At 38.8% G+C, this 16,698-nt stretch carries 13 protein-coding genes and 1 pseudogene (1 of these 14 only partly in view); 6 read left to right on the forward strand and 8 right to left on the reverse strand.

The genetic code is table 11. The features are described 5' to 3' along the window. From L654_RS1000000127360 to L654_RS0115765, 4 genes are all read left to right on the forward strand, one after another. On the forward strand, positions 1-170 hold a 170-nt coding region (locus tag L654_RS1000000127360), incomplete at its 5' end, for an aldehyde dehydrogenase family protein (RefSeq protein ID WP_139016108.1). Between the two features lie 11 nt (positions 171-181). After that, on the forward strand, positions 182-1,849 hold the full coding sequence (gene betA / locus L654_RS0115755) for a choline dehydrogenase (RefSeq protein ID WP_024608401.1): 1,668 nt from the start codon (positions 182-184) through the stop codon (positions 1,847-1,849). Between the two features lie 158 nt (positions 1,850-2,007). Then, a complete protein-coding gene (locus L654_RS0115760) occupies positions 2,008-3,225 on the forward strand; it encodes a BCCT family transporter (RefSeq protein ID WP_024608402.1) in 1,218 nt (405 codons plus the stop codon). Between the two features lie 9 nt (positions 3,226-3,234). Then, positions 3,235-3,936, forward strand: coding sequence for a TorF family putative porin (locus L654_RS0115765; protein WP_024608403.1), 702 nt, complete (start codon positions 3,235-3,237; stop codon positions 3,934-3,936). 179 nt (positions 3,937-4,115) lie between these two features. Here the strand turns inward: L654_RS0115765 and L654_RS0115770 are convergent, their stop codons facing one another. The 3 genes and pseudogenes from L654_RS0115770 to fdxA form a co-directional block, all read right to left on the reverse strand. Further along, entirely contained in the window at positions 4,116-6,026 is a 1,911-nt protein-coding gene (locus L654_RS0115770) for a bifunctional diguanylate cyclase/phosphodiesterase (protein WP_024608404.1), read from the reverse strand. 422 nt (positions 6,027-6,448) lie between these two features. Next, positions 6,449-8,696: pseudogene (locus L654_RS01000000126210) on the reverse strand (DUF5916 domain-containing protein). Positions 8,697-8,832: 136 nt separating this feature from the next. Next, positions 8,833-9,156 carry a ferredoxin FdxA gene (gene fdxA / locus L654_RS0115780; RefSeq protein ID WP_007580791.1) on the reverse strand — a complete coding sequence of 108 codons (324 nt, stop codon included), beginning with the start codon at positions 9,154-9,156 and terminating at the stop codon, positions 8,833-8,835. 194 nt (positions 9,157-9,350) lie between these two features. Here fdxA and L654_RS0115785 point away from each other — a divergent pair, with 194 nt between their 5' ends. Together L654_RS0115785 and L654_RS0115790 are read left to right on the forward strand one after the other, a co-directional pair. Further along, positions 9,351-10,958 carry an NAD(P)/FAD-dependent oxidoreductase gene (locus tag L654_RS0115785; protein ID WP_024608405.1) on the forward strand — a complete coding sequence of 536 codons (1,608 nt, stop codon included), beginning with the start codon at positions 9,351-9,353 and terminating at the stop codon, positions 10,956-10,958. Positions 10,959-11,053: 95 nt separating this feature from the next. Further along, the gene (locus tag L654_RS0115790) at positions 11,054-12,553 is read left to right on the forward strand and encodes an amidase family protein (RefSeq protein ID WP_024608406.1); all 1,500 of its coding nucleotides are present in this window, start codon (positions 11,054-11,056) and stop codon (positions 12,551-12,553) included. Between the two features lie 30 nt (positions 12,554-12,583). Here the strand turns inward: L654_RS0115790 and L654_RS0115795 are convergent, their stop codons facing one another. The 5 genes from L654_RS0115795 to L654_RS0115815 form a co-directional block, all read right to left on the reverse strand. Beyond that, entirely contained in the window at positions 12,584-13,888 is a 1,305-nt protein-coding gene (locus L654_RS0115795) for a DEAD/DEAH box helicase (RefSeq protein ID WP_002958629.1), read from the reverse strand. Between the two features lie 90 nt (positions 13,889-13,978). Next, positions 13,979-15,208, reverse strand: coding sequence for a beta-ketoacyl-ACP synthase (locus L654_RS0115800; RefSeq protein WP_024608407.1), 1,230 nt, complete (start codon positions 15,206-15,208; stop codon positions 13,979-13,981). Beyond that, positions 15,208-15,933, reverse strand: coding sequence for a 3-oxoacyl-ACP reductase FabG (fabG, locus tag L654_RS0115805; protein ID WP_024608408.1), 726 nt, complete (start codon positions 15,931-15,933; stop codon positions 15,208-15,210). The genes L654_RS0115800 and fabG overlap by 1 nt, the downstream gene beginning before the upstream one ends. Then, the gene (locus L654_RS0115810) at positions 15,930-16,385 is read right to left on the reverse strand and encodes a hotdog family protein (protein WP_024608409.1); all 456 of its coding nucleotides are present in this window, start codon (positions 16,383-16,385) and stop codon (positions 15,930-15,932) included. The genes fabG and L654_RS0115810 overlap by 4 nt, the downstream gene beginning before the upstream one ends. Then, a protein-coding gene (locus tag L654_RS0115815; RefSeq protein WP_024608410.1) for a beta-ketoacyl-ACP synthase crosses the window boundary here: on the reverse strand, positions 16,378-16,698 show its final stretch. Its footprint extends 855 nt past the window's final position; the window shows 321 of its 1,176 coding nt (coding positions 856-1,176); the start codon falls outside the window, past its right edge; the stop codon is at positions 16,378-16,380. Before L654_RS0115815 ends, L654_RS0115810 begins: the two co-directional genes overlap by 8 nt.

Below are 16,698 nucleotides of genomic sequence, written 5' to 3' on the forward strand. Positions count from 1 at the left end.
AAGCCGGTATTTGTTGGATTAATGCATACGGTAACTCACCTGCTGAAATGCCAGTTGGCGGTTATAAGCAATCGGGTATTGGCCGTGAAAATGGTATACAAACTCTTGATCAATACACGCAAACTAAGTCTATTTATGTTGGTATGGCCGACATAGAAAGCCCATTTTAAGGCGCCCTACTATGAGTAATCATTACGACTATATTATTGTTGGCGCGGGTTCGGCGGGCTGTGTTTTAGCAAACCGCTTATCTGAAGATTCAAGTAACCGCGTGTTACTACTTGAAACTGGCGGTAGCGATAAAAGTATTTTTATAAAAATGCCAACCGCGTTATCTATTCCTATGAATAGTGACAAATACGCATGGCAGTTTCATACGCAGCCTGAGCCTCATTTAGATAACCGTGAGATGCATTGTCCTCGAGGCAAAGTATTAGGCGGCTCGTCATCTATTAATGGCATGGTATATGTACGTGGCCACGCAAAAGATTTTGACGAATGGCAGCAACACGGTGCAAACGGTTGGGATTACCAATCATGTTTACCGTATTTTCAAAAAGCAGAAAGCTTTTACCTTGGTGAAAATACTTACCGTGGTGGCAAAGGCCCGCTTGGCGTTAATAACGGCAACGAAATGAAAAACCCGCTTTACCGCACCTTTATCAAAGCAGGTGTACAAGCCGGTTATGCTTCTACAGATGATTATAATGCGTCGCAGCAAGAGGGTTTTGGCCCAATGCACATGACCGTAAAAGACGGCGTGCGCAGCTCTGCTTCTCGTGAGTATTTAGACCCTGTTAAATCGCGTAGTAATTTAACAATTATTACAGGTGCACTAGCACAACGCGTGATTTTAGATGGCAAAAAAGCCACTGGCATTGAATACAAAGTAAATGGCGACGTTAAAACTGCACATGCTGCAAAAGACGTTGTACTAAGTGCAGGGCCTATCGGCTCTCCACATATTTTACAACTCTCTGGTATTGGTGATACTCAAGCGCTTGAAAAAGCAGGCGTTGAAGTACAGCATCATTTACCTGGTGTTGGTCAAAACTTACAAGATCATCTTGAGTTTTACTTTCAATACAAGTGTAAGCAACCTATCACGCTTAACGGCAAGCTAGGCATTGTTTCAAAAGGTTTGATTGGCGCGCGCTGGTTATTAACGCGTTCAGGTTTAGGTGCAACGAATCATTTTGAATCGTGTGCGTTTATTCGCTCAAAACCAGGTGTTGAATGGCCAGATATTCAGTATCACTTTTTACCAGCGGCTATGCGTTACGATGGTAGAAGTGCATTTGCAGGTCATGGTTTTCAGGTACATGTTGGTCATAACAAACCAAAAAGTCGCGGTAGTGTGACTATTGCTTCTGCGAATCCTGAGCAACCACCAACCATTTTATTTAATTACCTTGAACACCAAGACGATATTGAAGGCTTTAGAGCGTGCGTTCGCTTAACACGCGACATAATCGAACAAAGTGCCTTTGATGAATACCGCGATGAAGAAATTCAACCTGGTAAACATATTCAAACAGATGAAGAAATAGATGCCTTTGTACGCCAAGCCGTAGAAAGTGCCTACCACCCTTCTTGCTCATGCAAAATGGGTGAAGATGATATGGCCGTTGTTAACTCAAATACGCAAGTACATGGTATTGAAGGACTACGTGTTGTTGACTCATCTATATTCCCAACTGTTCCTAACGGAAACTTGAATGCGCCTACTATTATGGTTGCCGAAAAAGCAGCTGACATAATTTTAGGTAAAGACCCATTACAGAAATCGGATGTGAATGTTGCCATAACAAAAAACTGGCAAGAAACACAACGTAGTACGGAGATCTAACTTTAGCCACATGCTTAGGTTTAGTCTCGTCGGGCTAAACCAATGCGTGCCTTGCAGTGGCACACGATGTAAATAGGTTACGTTGTGTTAATGCGAGAATAAAACAATAAAATACGGAGTGCTTATGAATTATTTTTATTCATTACTGGAGTGTAACAATGACTATTTGGCTTAATGCTGGCATCATTTTTACTTTACTAGCGGTTATTATTATCTTACTTAAATGGGGTAATGTTCGCGTAGTAGGTGTAACACCGGTAAAAACGTTTACTTTTATCGCTATACTATTTACGTCAGGCCTTGATGTAGGTCTTATAATGTTTCCTTTAACCGAGTTTGCAGGTTATGCAGACATAAAAGCAAGCCCAGAATACGCGTTTGCAAATCCACTGGCTATTGAGTTTGGCTACTGGGGATTTTTAATCTGGGGATTTTACTTTCTTACGTGCTTTTATTTCTGTGTAATAGAACCTAAAGTTAAATTTTTCGAAATTCCTTGGGTTAAATTTATCAATAATGTTGTAATTATTGGTACATGCGCATTCACCGCTTATTTATTATTGAACAATTTATCTTGGTATTTACCTGGATTGGCTGATGATTCAAGTGTAGCTCCTGAGTTTTATCTAATCGTATTCGCTGCTATTTGTTTTGCTGTGTACTCGAGTACAGATATTAAATATGTTCGTATTTTAAGTATTTCTACTACGTGGCTGTTTTTAGCATTGATTGCCTTTATGTGGGTTGGCGCTTTTGCAATGGGCGACAATGAGATGTCAGCATTTACAGATAACCTAGGATCAATCGGAACGTATTTCGCTAATCTTAATGAATTTGTTTTACCACTTAATGACTATCATGAGTTTTATTTATTTTGGTGGTTTGCGTGGAGCATAATGATTGGTCAATTTACATCACGTTTTGTCGGGGGTCTTAAAACATACCAAGTACTTGGTGCAATGTTAATATTTCCTTCAATTCCAATTGCAATCTGGTTTAGCGTGCTATACCAATACCACGAAGCAGGCATTTCGACTCAGGGAATTAAAAACTTTGCGATGGTGTTTGTAGGTATTGTATTTGTAATTAACTCACTTGATTCGTTAGTGCGATTATATACAGATAACCTTAATTTAACTGTAAAACGTTTTGGTAAAGCAAAGTACATGGCGATGAACGTTATTGCCCTATCGTTATTGACACTATTATTTAAATTAGAATTTTTACAAATTCAATGGGTAGGTGCATTAGTAATTGGTTTGTTCTTTATTTGTGCCGCATTTATTGGCTATAACAAATTTAAAACAGTAACTAATATTGATAGCTCACCAAAAGAAAATAAAATTGATTACACAAAAATAGACACTGTACACTAGGGATTAATAATGAATAGAAAACTAAAACAACTTGTAGTAGCGCTACCATTTGCACTTTTATCAACAACCGCAGCAGCTGATTGGTCAACAACAATCACTGCAGCGTCTGACTACACTTTTAATGGTGTAAGCCAAACAGATAGCGACCCTGCAATTCAAGGCAGCTTAGACTATGCCTTTGATAGCGGTGTTTACGCCGGTGTATGGGCTTCAAATGTAGATTTTGGTGACGACACTGATTTTGAACTTGATGCTTACGTAGGTAAATATGTACAGCTTAATGAGCAATTTAGCGTTGACTACGGTATTGCTTATTACACTTATCAAGGTAATAACAGCGATGGTAACTACGCTGAAGCTTACACTAAGTTTGGTTATGCAAGTGAATACGGCCAAACTGAGCTTAACTTTTGGTACAGCTGGGATTATTTTGGTCAAGGTGGAGGCCATGTAATCTCAATGATTGCACACACCTATGAGCTGGCTCCAAATCATGCACTACGTGCAAGCTTTGATATTTCAAACTCGCTTGATGGACAAAAATGGGCGTGGGACGTAAACGAGAAAAAATCATACAACCATTACCGTTTAGCATATCAAACTAGTTATGAAGGGTTTGGTATTGAAGTGGCCGCTGAAAACACAAGCTTAGATTACGATTATGCTGATGAGCGTATCGTACTTGCCGTTTCTCGCACATTCGATCTTTAATACAATAATTACTGATTAAACAAAAAATGCCACTCTATTTAGAGTGGCATTTTTATTTGTAAACTAACTAACTAACTAACTAACTAACTAACTAACTAACTAACTAACTAACTAACTAACTAACTAACTAACTAACTAACTAACTAACTAACTAACTAACTAACTAACTAACTAACTAACTAACTAACTATATCCCAAGCACTTGTACCCGATGCTGAAAGGTTACTGGTGTTATTGCGTAATACTTTATTACCTACATTAGCTGATGACTCAGGCCGGCTTACTAAATAACCCTGAACAGAACTCACACCCATTTTTTTAACAAGTTCAAACTGCCCTATTTCTTCAACGCCTTCTGCTACAATTTTAAGGCCAAGTTTTTGTCCAAGCTCACTAATTGTATTTAATATATCATTATATTTTTGGCTTTTATTAGCTTGAGCTATAAACGAGCGATCAATTTTAATAACATCTATTGGTAAATCCGCTAATGTGCTCAACGAGCTAAAACCTGTGCCAAAGTCATCAATAGCAATAGTAATGCCCTCTTCTCTTAATCGACTTAGCTCTTTAATTATTTTAGGGCTGGCTTTAATGAATGTTGATTCTGTAATTTCAAGCATTAAAGACGTAGCCGGTAAACCGGTTTTTTTGAGCTTCTTCATTACCCAATCATAAATGTCACGGTGCTTTAATTGAATGCCCGAAACATTTACTGATATTTTTACTTTACGCATACCTGCATTGTGCCATGCAGCCATTTGCCTACATGATTCAAGCATAATCCAATCGCCAAGTTCTAATATTAAATTAGACTCCTCTGCTATTGGAATAAATTCTGAAGGGGGGATCATACCCTCAACTGGGTGGTCCCACCGGGTAAGCGCTTCAAAATAATCAATCATACAATCTTCAACATGCACAATTGGCTGAAAAGATAAGTAAAAATCTTTACAAGCGACCGCTAAACGCAGCTCTTCAAGTAAATAATGGTAACGGCGCATTTTGTTACCCATTTCTGGCGAGTAAACTTTAAATATTCCCTTACCATCACTTTTAGCTCTATACATAGCTACATCGGCTAATTGTAAAAGCGCTTGAGGCGTTGATGCACTTTCTGGGTAAGCCGCAATACCAATACTGGCACTAATTTTTACTATTTTATTGCCAAGCACAAAGTCTTTTTCAAGCTCACTTAGCACATGCTTAGCAATTTCAACGACTCTGTCGCTATCATCAAGTAATTCTATAAAAATGGAGAACTCATCCCCTCCTAACCTTGATAAGTTTTGCTCTAATTGGTTAGCATTATTTATGTTACTTAATTTATGGTGGCGTAAAACATTCGCAAGTCGGCTAGCAACTTGAACTAATATTTCATCACCAAAACTGTGACCAAACGAATCGTTTACTTGTTTAAAACCATCAAGGTCTATAAACAGGAGTGCACACTTGAGATCTTCTTGATTAGCATGATTAATTTGTCTGTCGATATGTTCAATATATGCATGGCGGTCAATTAATAACGTCAGTTTATCTTGGCATATACTGGTTTGAGTTTGTTTTACATAATTAGCCACATGCGTATTTAAACTATTTATTGATTGGCTTAAGCTGCTTACACCCAAAGAGTTCTCAGCCGGCTTTACTTGCAAATTAAATGCAGTGAGTAAGCTATTGGCTTGAAGATTAAGCTCCGCTATTTGATTTTTATAATGGCGCTTTCTACGCTCTCTGCGTAAGTACAGGCCAGAACCAAATATTAAGATACATAAAAGTAAAAAATTAATAGGTGATGCAAGTGTCATTATAATTAACTTACTTGAATCAGCAGCTACAAACTGAGTGTCAGTGGTTTTAATAAGCAAAAAATCAGCCGTGGGCTGCTCAATTATATAATGGCCATTTAAGATCGGATTATACCAAGGAGCCATATCAAGCGAGGTATTCGTTATTTCGAAATTACGTATATCAATACTGGTACTAAATAAATTTATACGATTAATCTGATTCGTTAACTCTATGTTTATACAAAAACAAAATAGAATTATGATTAGAAAAATAAAACCGAGCGGTTTAAGTTTACTCATAAAAAAAATCCATCTATTTTGCTTCTCCTATTAAACCTATTACCAAAAGCGGATTATATCGCTTGCATTTAGTACTACGCAAGCATTGATATAATCCTAAGCCATTAGAATAACAAAAATTTGTAACAATAACGGATTAACTAACTATATTTTATATATAGTATAGGTGGCATTAACAAAAATAAACAAAAAGGTTCTAATTGTTTAAAATTTAATACATACCATCGATAAGCTCTCTTTTGTTTTTTCTTCCGCGTCAATCTAGGCCACACCATCACAGCCTTTAGTATCTGTATTTGCTAATCCTTTCTGACATTCCCGATGCTTCAATACACCATTTCCTAAAATTATTCTTCAAAATCATGCCTTGCTACACAACCTAGGAATGTAACAACTATCGCAGGTACAATTATTATTTTTATTTAAAGCTGCCATGCATAGCTAACTTTTGTAAAAAATGTACGCTGATCTCGCTCAATATTTTTAAGAGAATCGTCTTGGTAACCTCTATCTGAGTAACCCAAATAAAACAGTGTTTGCGCATTAATTTTATATGAGTAAACAAGCTGGCTGCCATAGTCTTTATTGATTTGACTAACTTGGTAAAAGTAGGCGTTTTCGTCTCTATCAATGTCCTCAAATTGTAAAATTAATTTAAGAATTGAACGCATGCTAAATTTATAATGAAGTCTAAAATCGACCAAGTTAGCAGTAAAAACCCGCTTCCCTTGCGGGTTATCTAATTGACTGTAGTTATGCTTTACATCGAGCTGCCAGTGGTCGTTAATATCCCATATAACTTGTGTTTGAGCGTTAAACACATCACCAAGCTGTTCATTTGTATAGTCAATACGGCTTGCATATTCGGTATATAAGGTGAGCTTTAAATCTTTAGTCGGTTTGAACCCTGTGTAAATATAACCAATATTTTGATTGTAAAAATTGCCATTAAAGTTTTCATAACGGTGCACTAAACCAATTTCAAAAATAGATTGTTTTTGGCCTTTAAAGCTTAAAAAGCCTTCGTATTCTTCTTCAAGTAAGTCGCCGTTTTGCGCCCACGTTTTATCCCAGTCAGCTTCGTATGACCATGAGGTAAGTAAATCAGATTCATCTCTGTACCATGTTTGTCCGCCACCAAAGCCTACTTTTTCATAATCAACTTTAGCTTGATAACCTAAATCGGTGCGGTAGTCCTGCCCAATATTTTCATAAGATGCAAATAATTTGTAATCACGTTTATCGCGGGTAAGTTCCAGGGCATATGCTTCATCTGACTGAGTTTCAGATAAGTTATAATTTTGAATTAAAAATTCAGAGTTACGTGTATCAGCAGATGATACTTGATACAAAAGAGTATCCGATTGATTAAACCAGTAGCTACCATCCACTGATAATACAGTGTTGTGATAGTCATCACTTTCTCTGTGCGTGCTTGAAAGGCCAATAGTACCCTGCTGACCTAGGTCATATTGATAACGCCCTGCGGCCGCATTCGTTTTTTCGTTTAAGCTTGCAAAGCCAGAGCCCTGATTCGTTGGCAGTAAAATATTACTATTGTCGTCATCAGCGAGCATTAACGCATAACTATGATCACCCGTTTTACCCGTTAATTTTGCACCTAAAGTAGGCTCTGCAATTGTACGTGTATATAAAAGCTCAAATAAGCTGCTTTTAAAGTAAGAAGCTCCATCTAAAAAGAAAGGACGTTTTTCAGCATAATAAATAGAAAAGGTTGTATTTACATCGAGCTCTAAAGAGTCTGTTTCTACTTGCGAAAAATCTGGGTTGATAGTCGCATTTAAAACAGCGTCCTTGGTTAAACCCCAGCGCAAATCTAAGCCCACTTCGGTATCTATATCACCATTATCCCAGTTACCCGGTAATTCAGATTTATTATCGTTACGAAGTGCTGTCAATGTAGGGGTTAATTGAATATTTTTACTCGATTCAATATCGCTAAAACCCACTAACTTATCAAACTGACAAAGGCTACATTTTATATTTCTATCAAATCCCATATTTGATAGCTGATATAAAACATCACGTTGGTAGTTTCTCATGACTGAAAAACCCCACGTTAGCTCTTTTTTATTTTCAGGAAAGCGCAGTGCCTTAAAAGGAATACGCATTTCAACAATGTAACCTTTCTCGTTAATTTGTCCCGCGCTATCCCAAATAGCATTCCATGAGGTATCTGAGCTCCATCCATCAGTATCGGTCATTCTTATATCGCCTTGTGCACCAAGGGGATTCACATGAAATTCATAACCACTGCGTTCATCATTAAATGTATCAATAACAAGAATGACTACGTCGTCTTCCCATAGCGTATCGCGGTCACGAAGTGATGCACGAATTTGTTCAGGGTTTGGATCCTCTGCAATGAAGGCAACATATAAGTTTGTGCCATCTTCGTAAATAAAGGCATCAGTTTTTACAGGAGGTGTGCCTTTTTCGTTAGGCTCATCTTGGTAGAGTAGAGGTATACGTGTCGCATTTTGCCAGTGCGCTTCATCCATAACACCATCAATAGTGATATTTGAATCAATACGAGATAAGGATACTTGCTGTTTACTAGNTAGCCGCTACATCAAGGCTTGAGAGTAATAAAACGAAACTTAAAAATAGGAAGGTAAACTTTTTTATTATAATTATAAAGTACTGCATAAACATCCATTTAGACTGTAATTACTCATAGGGAGTAACTTAAGCTGGGGATTGTAATTTATCCAGGTACATTTGTTAATACTTTGAAATAAAAAATTAACTATTTAATGATAAAGGAGTAACTAATTGTTACGTATTATGTTTCGAGTAGTTTAAGTTTATCGTCTATGCCATTCCATATATCAGCGTCCTCTGGTGCAGGTTTAACCTCTGTAATGCGCGGCCAGACCAGTGCAAGTTCAGCATTCAATTCAGTAAACTCTTTTTGAGATTCTGGTAATTCATCTTCTTGATATATAGCATCAGCTGAACACTCAGGGACACATAAACCACAATCGATACAATCAATCGGGCTAATTGCTAAAAAATTAGGGCCTTCAAAAAATGCATCTGCTGGGCACACTGATACGCAATCGGTGTACTTACATTTTATACAATTTTCGGTGACTACAAACGCCATACTATTTTAATACCTAAGATTTTAAACAACAGTTGTGGATCATACCCATCCACTCCAAAAATACAATAAATAAGTGCCATATCACCCTATTTTAACGTAAAATACGCGCCTTATGTTTGCACACCCGTTGTGCCCTGCATCCCCTTATTGTGAGCGGTAATAATACCCCGCTATGACACCTAAAAGAGATATAAATGATACGTTTAACCGAAATAAAGCTGCCACTTGATCATGACGAAGATGCAATTGGTCAAGCAATTGTAAATAAACTAAAAATCCAACCAGAACAATTGCACAGTTTTAATGTGTTTAAGCGTGGTTATGATGCACGTAAAAAATCAGCTATTTTACTGATTTATACACTCGATATAGAAGTTGATAACGAAGCCGAGCTACTCGCGGCATTTGAAAAAGACCAACATGTAAAAGTAGCGCCAGACACAAACTATAAATTTGTAGCCCAAGCCAGCGAAAATATAACAGAGCGCCCTGTCGTGATTGGTTTTGGCCCTTGTGGTTTATTTGCAGGCTTATTACTTGCTCAAATGGGCTTTAATCCCATTATATTAGAGCGCGGTAAAGAGGTACGTGAACGTACAAAAGACACGTTTGGCTTTTGGCGTAAACGCACACTTAATACCGAATCAAATGTACAATTTGGTGAAGGTGGCGCAGGTACATTCTCAGACGGTAAGTTATACAGCCAAGTAAAGGATCCAAAACATTACGGTCGTAAAGTCATTACTGAATTTGTAGAAGCAGGCGCACCCGATGAAATTTTATACGTAAGTAAGCCACACATTGGTACGTTTAAGCTTGTCACCATGATTGAAAAAATGCGCGCTCGTATAATAGAACTAGGCGGCGAAATTCGCTTTAGCACACGTGTTGACGATATTCATTTAGACGACGGGCAAGTAACAGGTTTAACGCTTTCAAATGGCGAGCAACTAAACACTCGCCATGTTGTATTAGCCGTTGGTCACAGCGCACGTGACACGTTTGATATGATCCACAAAAAAGGGATTTATGTTGAAGCAAAGCCATTCTCAGTCGGTTTTAGAATCGAACATAAACAATCAATGATCGATGAATGTCGTTTTGGTACAAATGCAGGAAACCCAATTTTAGGCTCTGCCGATTATAAACTTGTTCATCATTGCGACAATGGCCGCACAGTTTACAGCTTTTGTATGTGCCCAGGTGGCACAGTAGTCGCTGCAACCTCTGAAGAGGGCCGCGTTGTTACCAACGGTATGAGCCAATATTCACGAAGTGAGCGCAACGCTAACAGCGCTATTGTGGTAGGTATTTCTCCAGAGCAAGATTTCCCGGGTAACCCTCTTGCTGGAATAGACTTACAACGTAAACTTGAAGAGCAAGCGTATGAGCTTGGTGGTAGCAACTACGATGCACCAGCCCAGTTAATTGGCGACTTTTTGAAAGGTAAATCATCAGAAAACTTAGGTGAAGTACAATCCTCTTACACACCCGGTATTAAGCTAACTGACTTGAGTAAAGTGTTACCACAATTTGCTATTGATGCCCTTCGCGAAGCGATACCAGCGTTTAATAAACAAATTCGTGGCTTTTCAACTAACGACGGTTTACTAACCGGCGTTGAAACACGTACTTCGTCGCCTATTAGTATTAAGCGTGATAAAACATTCCAAAGTATTAACACCAAAGGGCTTTACCCTGCAGGCGAAGGTGCAGGCTACGCGGGCGGTATTTTATCAGCGGGTATTGATGGTATTAAAGCGGCTGAAGCGGTCGCACTGTCTATGTTAGAAAACGCTTAAACCTCTTTTTTAAGCCGTTTATCGAAAAGCCTCACTTTGTGAGGCTTTTTTGTGCTAAATGTATAGAAAATAATAACACCTCAAGCACCTCAACAATGATCAAAACATTTACCTTTTCGTTGCTTAGTGTATTAGCAATTTTTAACGCTAAAGCACAAGAGCTAAAAACCATCGATGAAATTCACAGTGCATATAAAAATAATTCTATTAATGCACAGCAACTCACCCAAAATTATATAGACCGAATTAATAAACTTAATCCACACTATAATGCGGTTATTAGTTTAGAGCCTACAGCTATTGCTCAAGCTAAAACGTTAGATGAACTTGCCGTCAAAGGAACTTGGGCTGGGCCATTACATGGAATACCTGTACTTCTTAAAGATAATATAGAAACTAAAGGCACACTTCCCACAACGGCTGGCTCTTTAGCACTTAAAAATAACGTTACTAATAATGATGCTTTTGTTGTTAAACAGCTACGTAATGCAGGCGCTATAATTTTAGGTAAAGCTAATTTAAGTGAATGGGCAAATTTTCGTTCATCCTATTCATCTTCAGGCTGGAGTGCCGTAGGCGGACAAACACATAATGCGCACGATGTAACACGTAATCCATGTGGTTCTAGCGCAGGTTCTGCTGTTGCGGTAGCACTTAACTTTGCGCCCATAGCATTAGGGACTGAAACAGACGGTTCAATTACGTGCCCAGCCTCAGTAAATGGAGTTTATGCAATAAAACCGAGTATGGGCCAAGTATCACGCTCAGGTGTTGTGCCTCTTTCAAGTAGCCAAGATTCAGTAGGGCCGATGGCGCATTCTCTTAAAGATGCGCTGCTGGTTTTATCTGTTTTGCAAGGTGAGGACTCCCTTGATGCAACAACTACAGGGTTTGAATTAAAAACAGGTAATATAAAATCAAAATCGTCACTTATTATTGGTGCACTGCCTAGCGACAAATTTACAGTTGAAACGCAGCGCCTTTATGCCAAGCAGTTACAAGCATTACAACAGGCTGGACACACTGTTATTAATGTAGATATTACTGATAACTTAGATACGCTATTTGCTGATGAATACTATATTTTACTTTACGACTTCAAAGCCGAAATTAATCATTACCTCGCAAACACTCCAACACAAGTGGCTGTTAAAAGCCTAAAAGCACTTATTAATTTTAATATTCAAAATAAAAAAACAGAAATGCCCCACTTTGAGCAAGACATCCTAGTTCAATCGCAGGCTATTGATTTAACTAACAAACAAAAATACCAGGAGACTAAAGAACGCTATCGCACTTTAGCAACGACAGCCATTGTTAATGTATATAAAAACAACAAGCTTGATATTGTTATAGCGCCTACAGTATCACCGGCCTGGAAAACAGACTTAGTTAATGGTGATAATTTTAATGGCAGTAGTAGTTCGTTATCTGCTATTGCTGGCACAACGCACATAACCCTACCGGTCGGAAAAGTAAGTGGTTTACCGGTTGGTTTGTCCATAATAGCAAATAAAGAGGACGAGCAAGCGGCTTATGTATACGCAAATATTATTGATGAGGTGTTATCACCAGGCACAAAAAAACCTGAGTAAACTCAGGTTTTTTAAACTAAACGGCGTTAACTATGACTTTTTAAGTGACAGTTTTTCGCCTTTTAAGCTTTTACGAACGCTTGAAATACGTGAGCGATTTACTGCTCTCGCTTCACCGGTTGCTTGTCCTGATAACTTGTTAGAACGTGTACGGCGTAAATGCGCTGGTTTTTTACCAATTTTATCAATGAGTACTTCACGGTTACTTACTTCATAACCTTCTAAATATACACGTTTGATTTTTTGGCCGATTAGCGTTTCAATTTCAAACAAAGTGTTTTCTTCTTCACGGCTAACAAATGAGATTGCTTGACCTTGACGACCAGCACGACCTGTACGGCCAATACGGTGAACGTAATCTTCTGCAAGCCATGGTAAATCAATATTAATTACACGAGGCAAGCCATCAATATCAATACCACGAGCAGCGACTTCTGTAGCCACTAATACGCGTACCTTGCCTTCTTTAAATTCACGTAAAGCACGACGACGGTTACCTTGAGATTTATCACCGTGGCAAACGCCTGCCGGAATACCATCAAGGTTAAGCTCTTTAACAAGCTCATCAGCTGTTTCTTTCATGTTTACGAAGACAAGCACTTGTTGCCAGTTTTTCTTACCAATCAATTCAGAAAGTAGCTCTTGCTTACGACGTTCTTCAACTGGGTAAACAACATGCTCAACGGTACTTGCTGTACTGTTAGTTTGATCAACACGCACTATTTCAGCTTGTTTCAATACTTTAGATGCAAATTGTTTAATTGCTGCAGGGAATGTAGCAGAGAAAAGTAAAATCTGGCGCTCTTCTGCACAGCTTTTAATAACGTTTTGCATATCTTCAATAAAGCCCATATCAAGCATACGGTCAGCTTCATCAAGAACAAGGTGCTTAACACTTGCAAGGCTTAAGTTACCTAAACGAATATGATCAAATAAACGACCTGGCGTTGCAACAACAATATCTACACCTTCTTTTAAAGCATTTGCTTGGCCGGCAGTGCTAACACCACCAAATAAGCTAACGACTTTAAGTGATGTATGCTTTGCAAAATCTCTAAAATTATTTGCAATTTGTTCTGCAAGTTCACGCGTTGGAGCAAGTACTAATGCATGAGGTGCATTAGTTGTGCTGAGTTCAGACTCAACCAATTTTTGGATGATAGGTAAAGCAAACGCGGCAGTTTTGCCGGTACCAGTTTGTGCACTGGCTAAAACGTCTTTACCTTTACGAACAGCAGGAATTGCTGCGCGCTGAATGGGCGTAAGGGTGTGATAGTTAAGTTCGTCCAACGCCTGGATGATTTCAGGAGCGAAACTAAAAGATTTAAAATTCATGCTGTATAACCTACGGCCACATTATCAAGGGTCGCAAATTATACAGTAAAAATGAGCTAACAGTTAGTCATAACTTATCTTTTAACGTGTTTAATCTACTTTATAGCGTTTAAATATTAAAGAGGTGTTAATACCACCAAACGCAAAGTTATTACTCATCACGTAATCGGTATTAATCTCACGCCCTTGATGCCTTATATAATCAAGCTGAGCACATTCGTCATCAACGTTATCTAAATTAATTGTTGGTGCAAACCAGTTATCAGCCATCATATTAATGCTTGCCCATGCTTCTATTGCACCACAAGCACCTAATGTATGCCCCAAATAACTTTTTAACGAGCTAATAGGTTTGCTGCCCAATGCTTTATACGTTGCGTGAGACTCGGCAATATCACCTTTATCTGTTGATGTACCATGAGCATTAACGTAACCAATTTTTTCTGGTTCTAAATTGGCATCTTGCAGTGCCATTTCTATCGCTAGTTGCATTGTTTTTGATGTTGGTTGAGTAACGTGCTGTCCATCAGAATTACAACCAAAACCAACCACCTCAGCTAATATTGTTGCTCCGCGCGCTTTTGCATGTTCGTATTCTTCTAAAATAAGTGTACCCGCGCCTTCGCCTATCACTAAGCCATCGCGATTTTTATCAAAAGGTCTTGGTGTTTGTTTTGGTGTTTCATTTTTTGTAGATGTTGCATAAAGCGTATCAAATACTGCAGCCTCTGTGATGCATAATTCCTCTGCTCCACCAGCCACCATTATTTTTTGTCGACCAAACTTAATCGCTTCATAGGCGAAGCCTATTCCTTGAGAGCCCGATGTACAAGCAGAGCTTGTTGTTATAACACGCCCTTTCAAACCAAAAAACACACCAACATTTACAGGGGCAGTATGCGCCATCATTTTAATGTAACTCGTGGCTGTTACACCTGACATCGACCCCGTTTCCATCATATTTGCAAAGGCGAGTAGTGGCTCAGTAGAGCCAGTAGATGAGCCATACGCTATGCCCGTAGAGCCATCTGTTAGACTTTCGTGCTCGAGTAGTTTGGCTTGTTCAAGTGCGCATTCAGTAGCACGAGTTGACATAAGTGACACTCGCCCCATTGAACGGATTTGTTTTCGTTTGTAATGACTTGGTCGCTCAAAGTGTTTAACTGGCGCGGCTAAACGAGTATTGAGGTCGTCAGCTATATCCCACTCTGGCATAGTAACAACGGCATTTTCGCCTTTAATTAAGGCTTGTTTGAATTCAGTCCAATCATCGCCCAATGCAGTGACCACCGACATCCCTGTTACAACAACGCGTTTAATCAAACCATGCCACCATTAACCGAAATCACTTGGCGTGTTATGTAAGCTGCATCATCAGACATTAAAAAAGCGACTGTTCCCGCAACTTCTTTAACGCTCCCCATGCGTTTAAGGGGTATCATTTTCATCATTTCATCAATAGGTAATTCATCAGTCATCGCGGTTTCTATTAAACCAGGTGCCACACAATTAACTGTGATTTTGCGTTTTGCCAATTCTAATGCAAGTGCTTTAGTGGCCCCAATAATACCGGCTTTTGCTGCACTATAATTTACTTGCCCTCGGTTACCTGCAATACCTGACACCGATGACATTGTAATTATTCGCCCACCTTTACGGCTTTGTACCATAGGCATTACAGTTGGGTGTACTACATTATAAAACCCATCAAGGCCTGTACGTATTACACAATCCCAGTCTTCCCCTTGCATAGCAGGAAATGCCATATCGTTAGTAATACCTGCATTACACACCACGCCATAATAAGCGCCATGCAGAGCTATATCTTCTATTATTTGTGCTTTGGCCTGCTCTCTGTCGCATACATCAAATTGTAATAAACTGGTAGCTCTACCTAATGCATTAATTTCATCGCATGTTGCTTGAGCTTGCTCAACACCCGCTCTGCAATGTACTGCAATATCAAACCCTTGCTCAGCAAGTTTTAACGCAATAGCTTTACCAATACCACGGCTTGAACCCGTAACTAAAATTCTTTTTGTCATTGATTTTCTCTTATAAATTCCAACGGGTTTTCAGGCTGAAATACATTAATTTTTGCTTGGCAAAGTAGAGTTTCACACGCGAGTATTTGACATTCAAATACACTTAAACCTGACTCTTCTTGATATAGCTTTTTCACTTCAATAGTCAGCTTACTGCCGTTTTTAAAACACGGTTGATAAGTTTGATATTTTCGCGTGCCAATTAAAAAACCAATTTTTACAGGTTTATTTTCATCATTCGCTAACGCACCAGCGTAAGCGGCAATAGACTGCGCCATGTACTCAACACCAATATAACTAGGTACGCCATTAATTGCAGGACTAAAAAAAGGGCTTTGCTCAGTGATAGTAACGCCGCATTGAGCTTCATCTTCGCTGTGTGCCAAAAGGCTATCTATTAAAATCATAGGCGCATCATGCGGGACTACTTGCTCTATAGGGTAATTAGTCAACGTTAACTCCCAATATTAAGCTGGCATTATTACCGCCAAACGCAAATGAATTAGATAAGCAGTATTTAAGAGCGGGCTTAAACGCTTGTTTTATTATTTTTATATCAGCCAAATCACTGCCTTCTTTAATCGCGTTATACGGCAGCATATGTTGGCCGCTGTCTTTTAATAATAACCAACATATACCGGCTTCAATGGCGCCTGCAGCACCAAGAGTATGCCCTGTTAAATGCTTACTTGAGCTAAGCGGGGTATTGTTGCCAAACACGCGATTAATTGCAAGTGCTTCCATTTCGTCATTTTTTACAGTAGC

This window comes from Pseudoalteromonas sp. TAB23 (genome assembly GCF_000498075.1).
Classification (GTDB): domain Bacteria; phylum Pseudomonadota; class Gammaproteobacteria; order Enterobacterales; family Alteromonadaceae; genus Pseudoalteromonas; species Pseudoalteromonas arctica.

What these genes read in the sequence shown, in the direction of transcription:
- betA (WP_024608401.1), top strand. Translation starts at nt 182, where the DNA reads ATGAGTAATCATTACGACTATATTATTGTTGGCGCGGGTTCGGCGGGC.
- L654_RS0115760 (WP_024608402.1), top strand. Translation starts at nt 2,008, where the DNA reads ATGACTATTTGGCTTAATGCTGGCATCATTTTTACTTTACTAGCGGTT.
- L654_RS0115765 (WP_024608403.1), top strand. Translation starts at nt 3,235, where the DNA reads ATGAATAGAAAACTAAAACAACTTGTAGTAGCGCTACCATTTGCACTT.
- L654_RS0115770 (WP_024608404.1), bottom strand. Translation starts at nt 6,026, where the DNA reads ATGAGTAAACTTAAACCGCTCGGTTTTATTTTTCTAATCATAATTCTA.
- fdxA (WP_007580791.1), bottom strand. Translation starts at nt 9,156, where the DNA reads ATGGCGTTTGTAGTCACCGAAAATTGTATAAAATGTAAGTACACCGAT.
- L654_RS0115785 (WP_024608405.1), top strand. Translation starts at nt 9,351, where the DNA reads ATGATACGTTTAACCGAAATAAAGCTGCCACTTGATCATGACGAAGAT.
- L654_RS0115790 (WP_024608406.1), top strand. Translation starts at nt 11,054, where the DNA reads ATGATCAAAACATTTACCTTTTCGTTGCTTAGTGTATTAGCAATTTTT.
- L654_RS0115795 (WP_002958629.1), bottom strand. Translation starts at nt 13,888, where the DNA reads ATGAATTTTAAATCTTTTAGTTTCGCTCCTGAAATCATCCAGGCGTTG.
- fabG (WP_024608408.1), bottom strand. Translation starts at nt 15,933, where the DNA reads ATGACAAAAAGAATTTTAGTTACGGGTTCAAGCCGTGGTATTGGTAAA.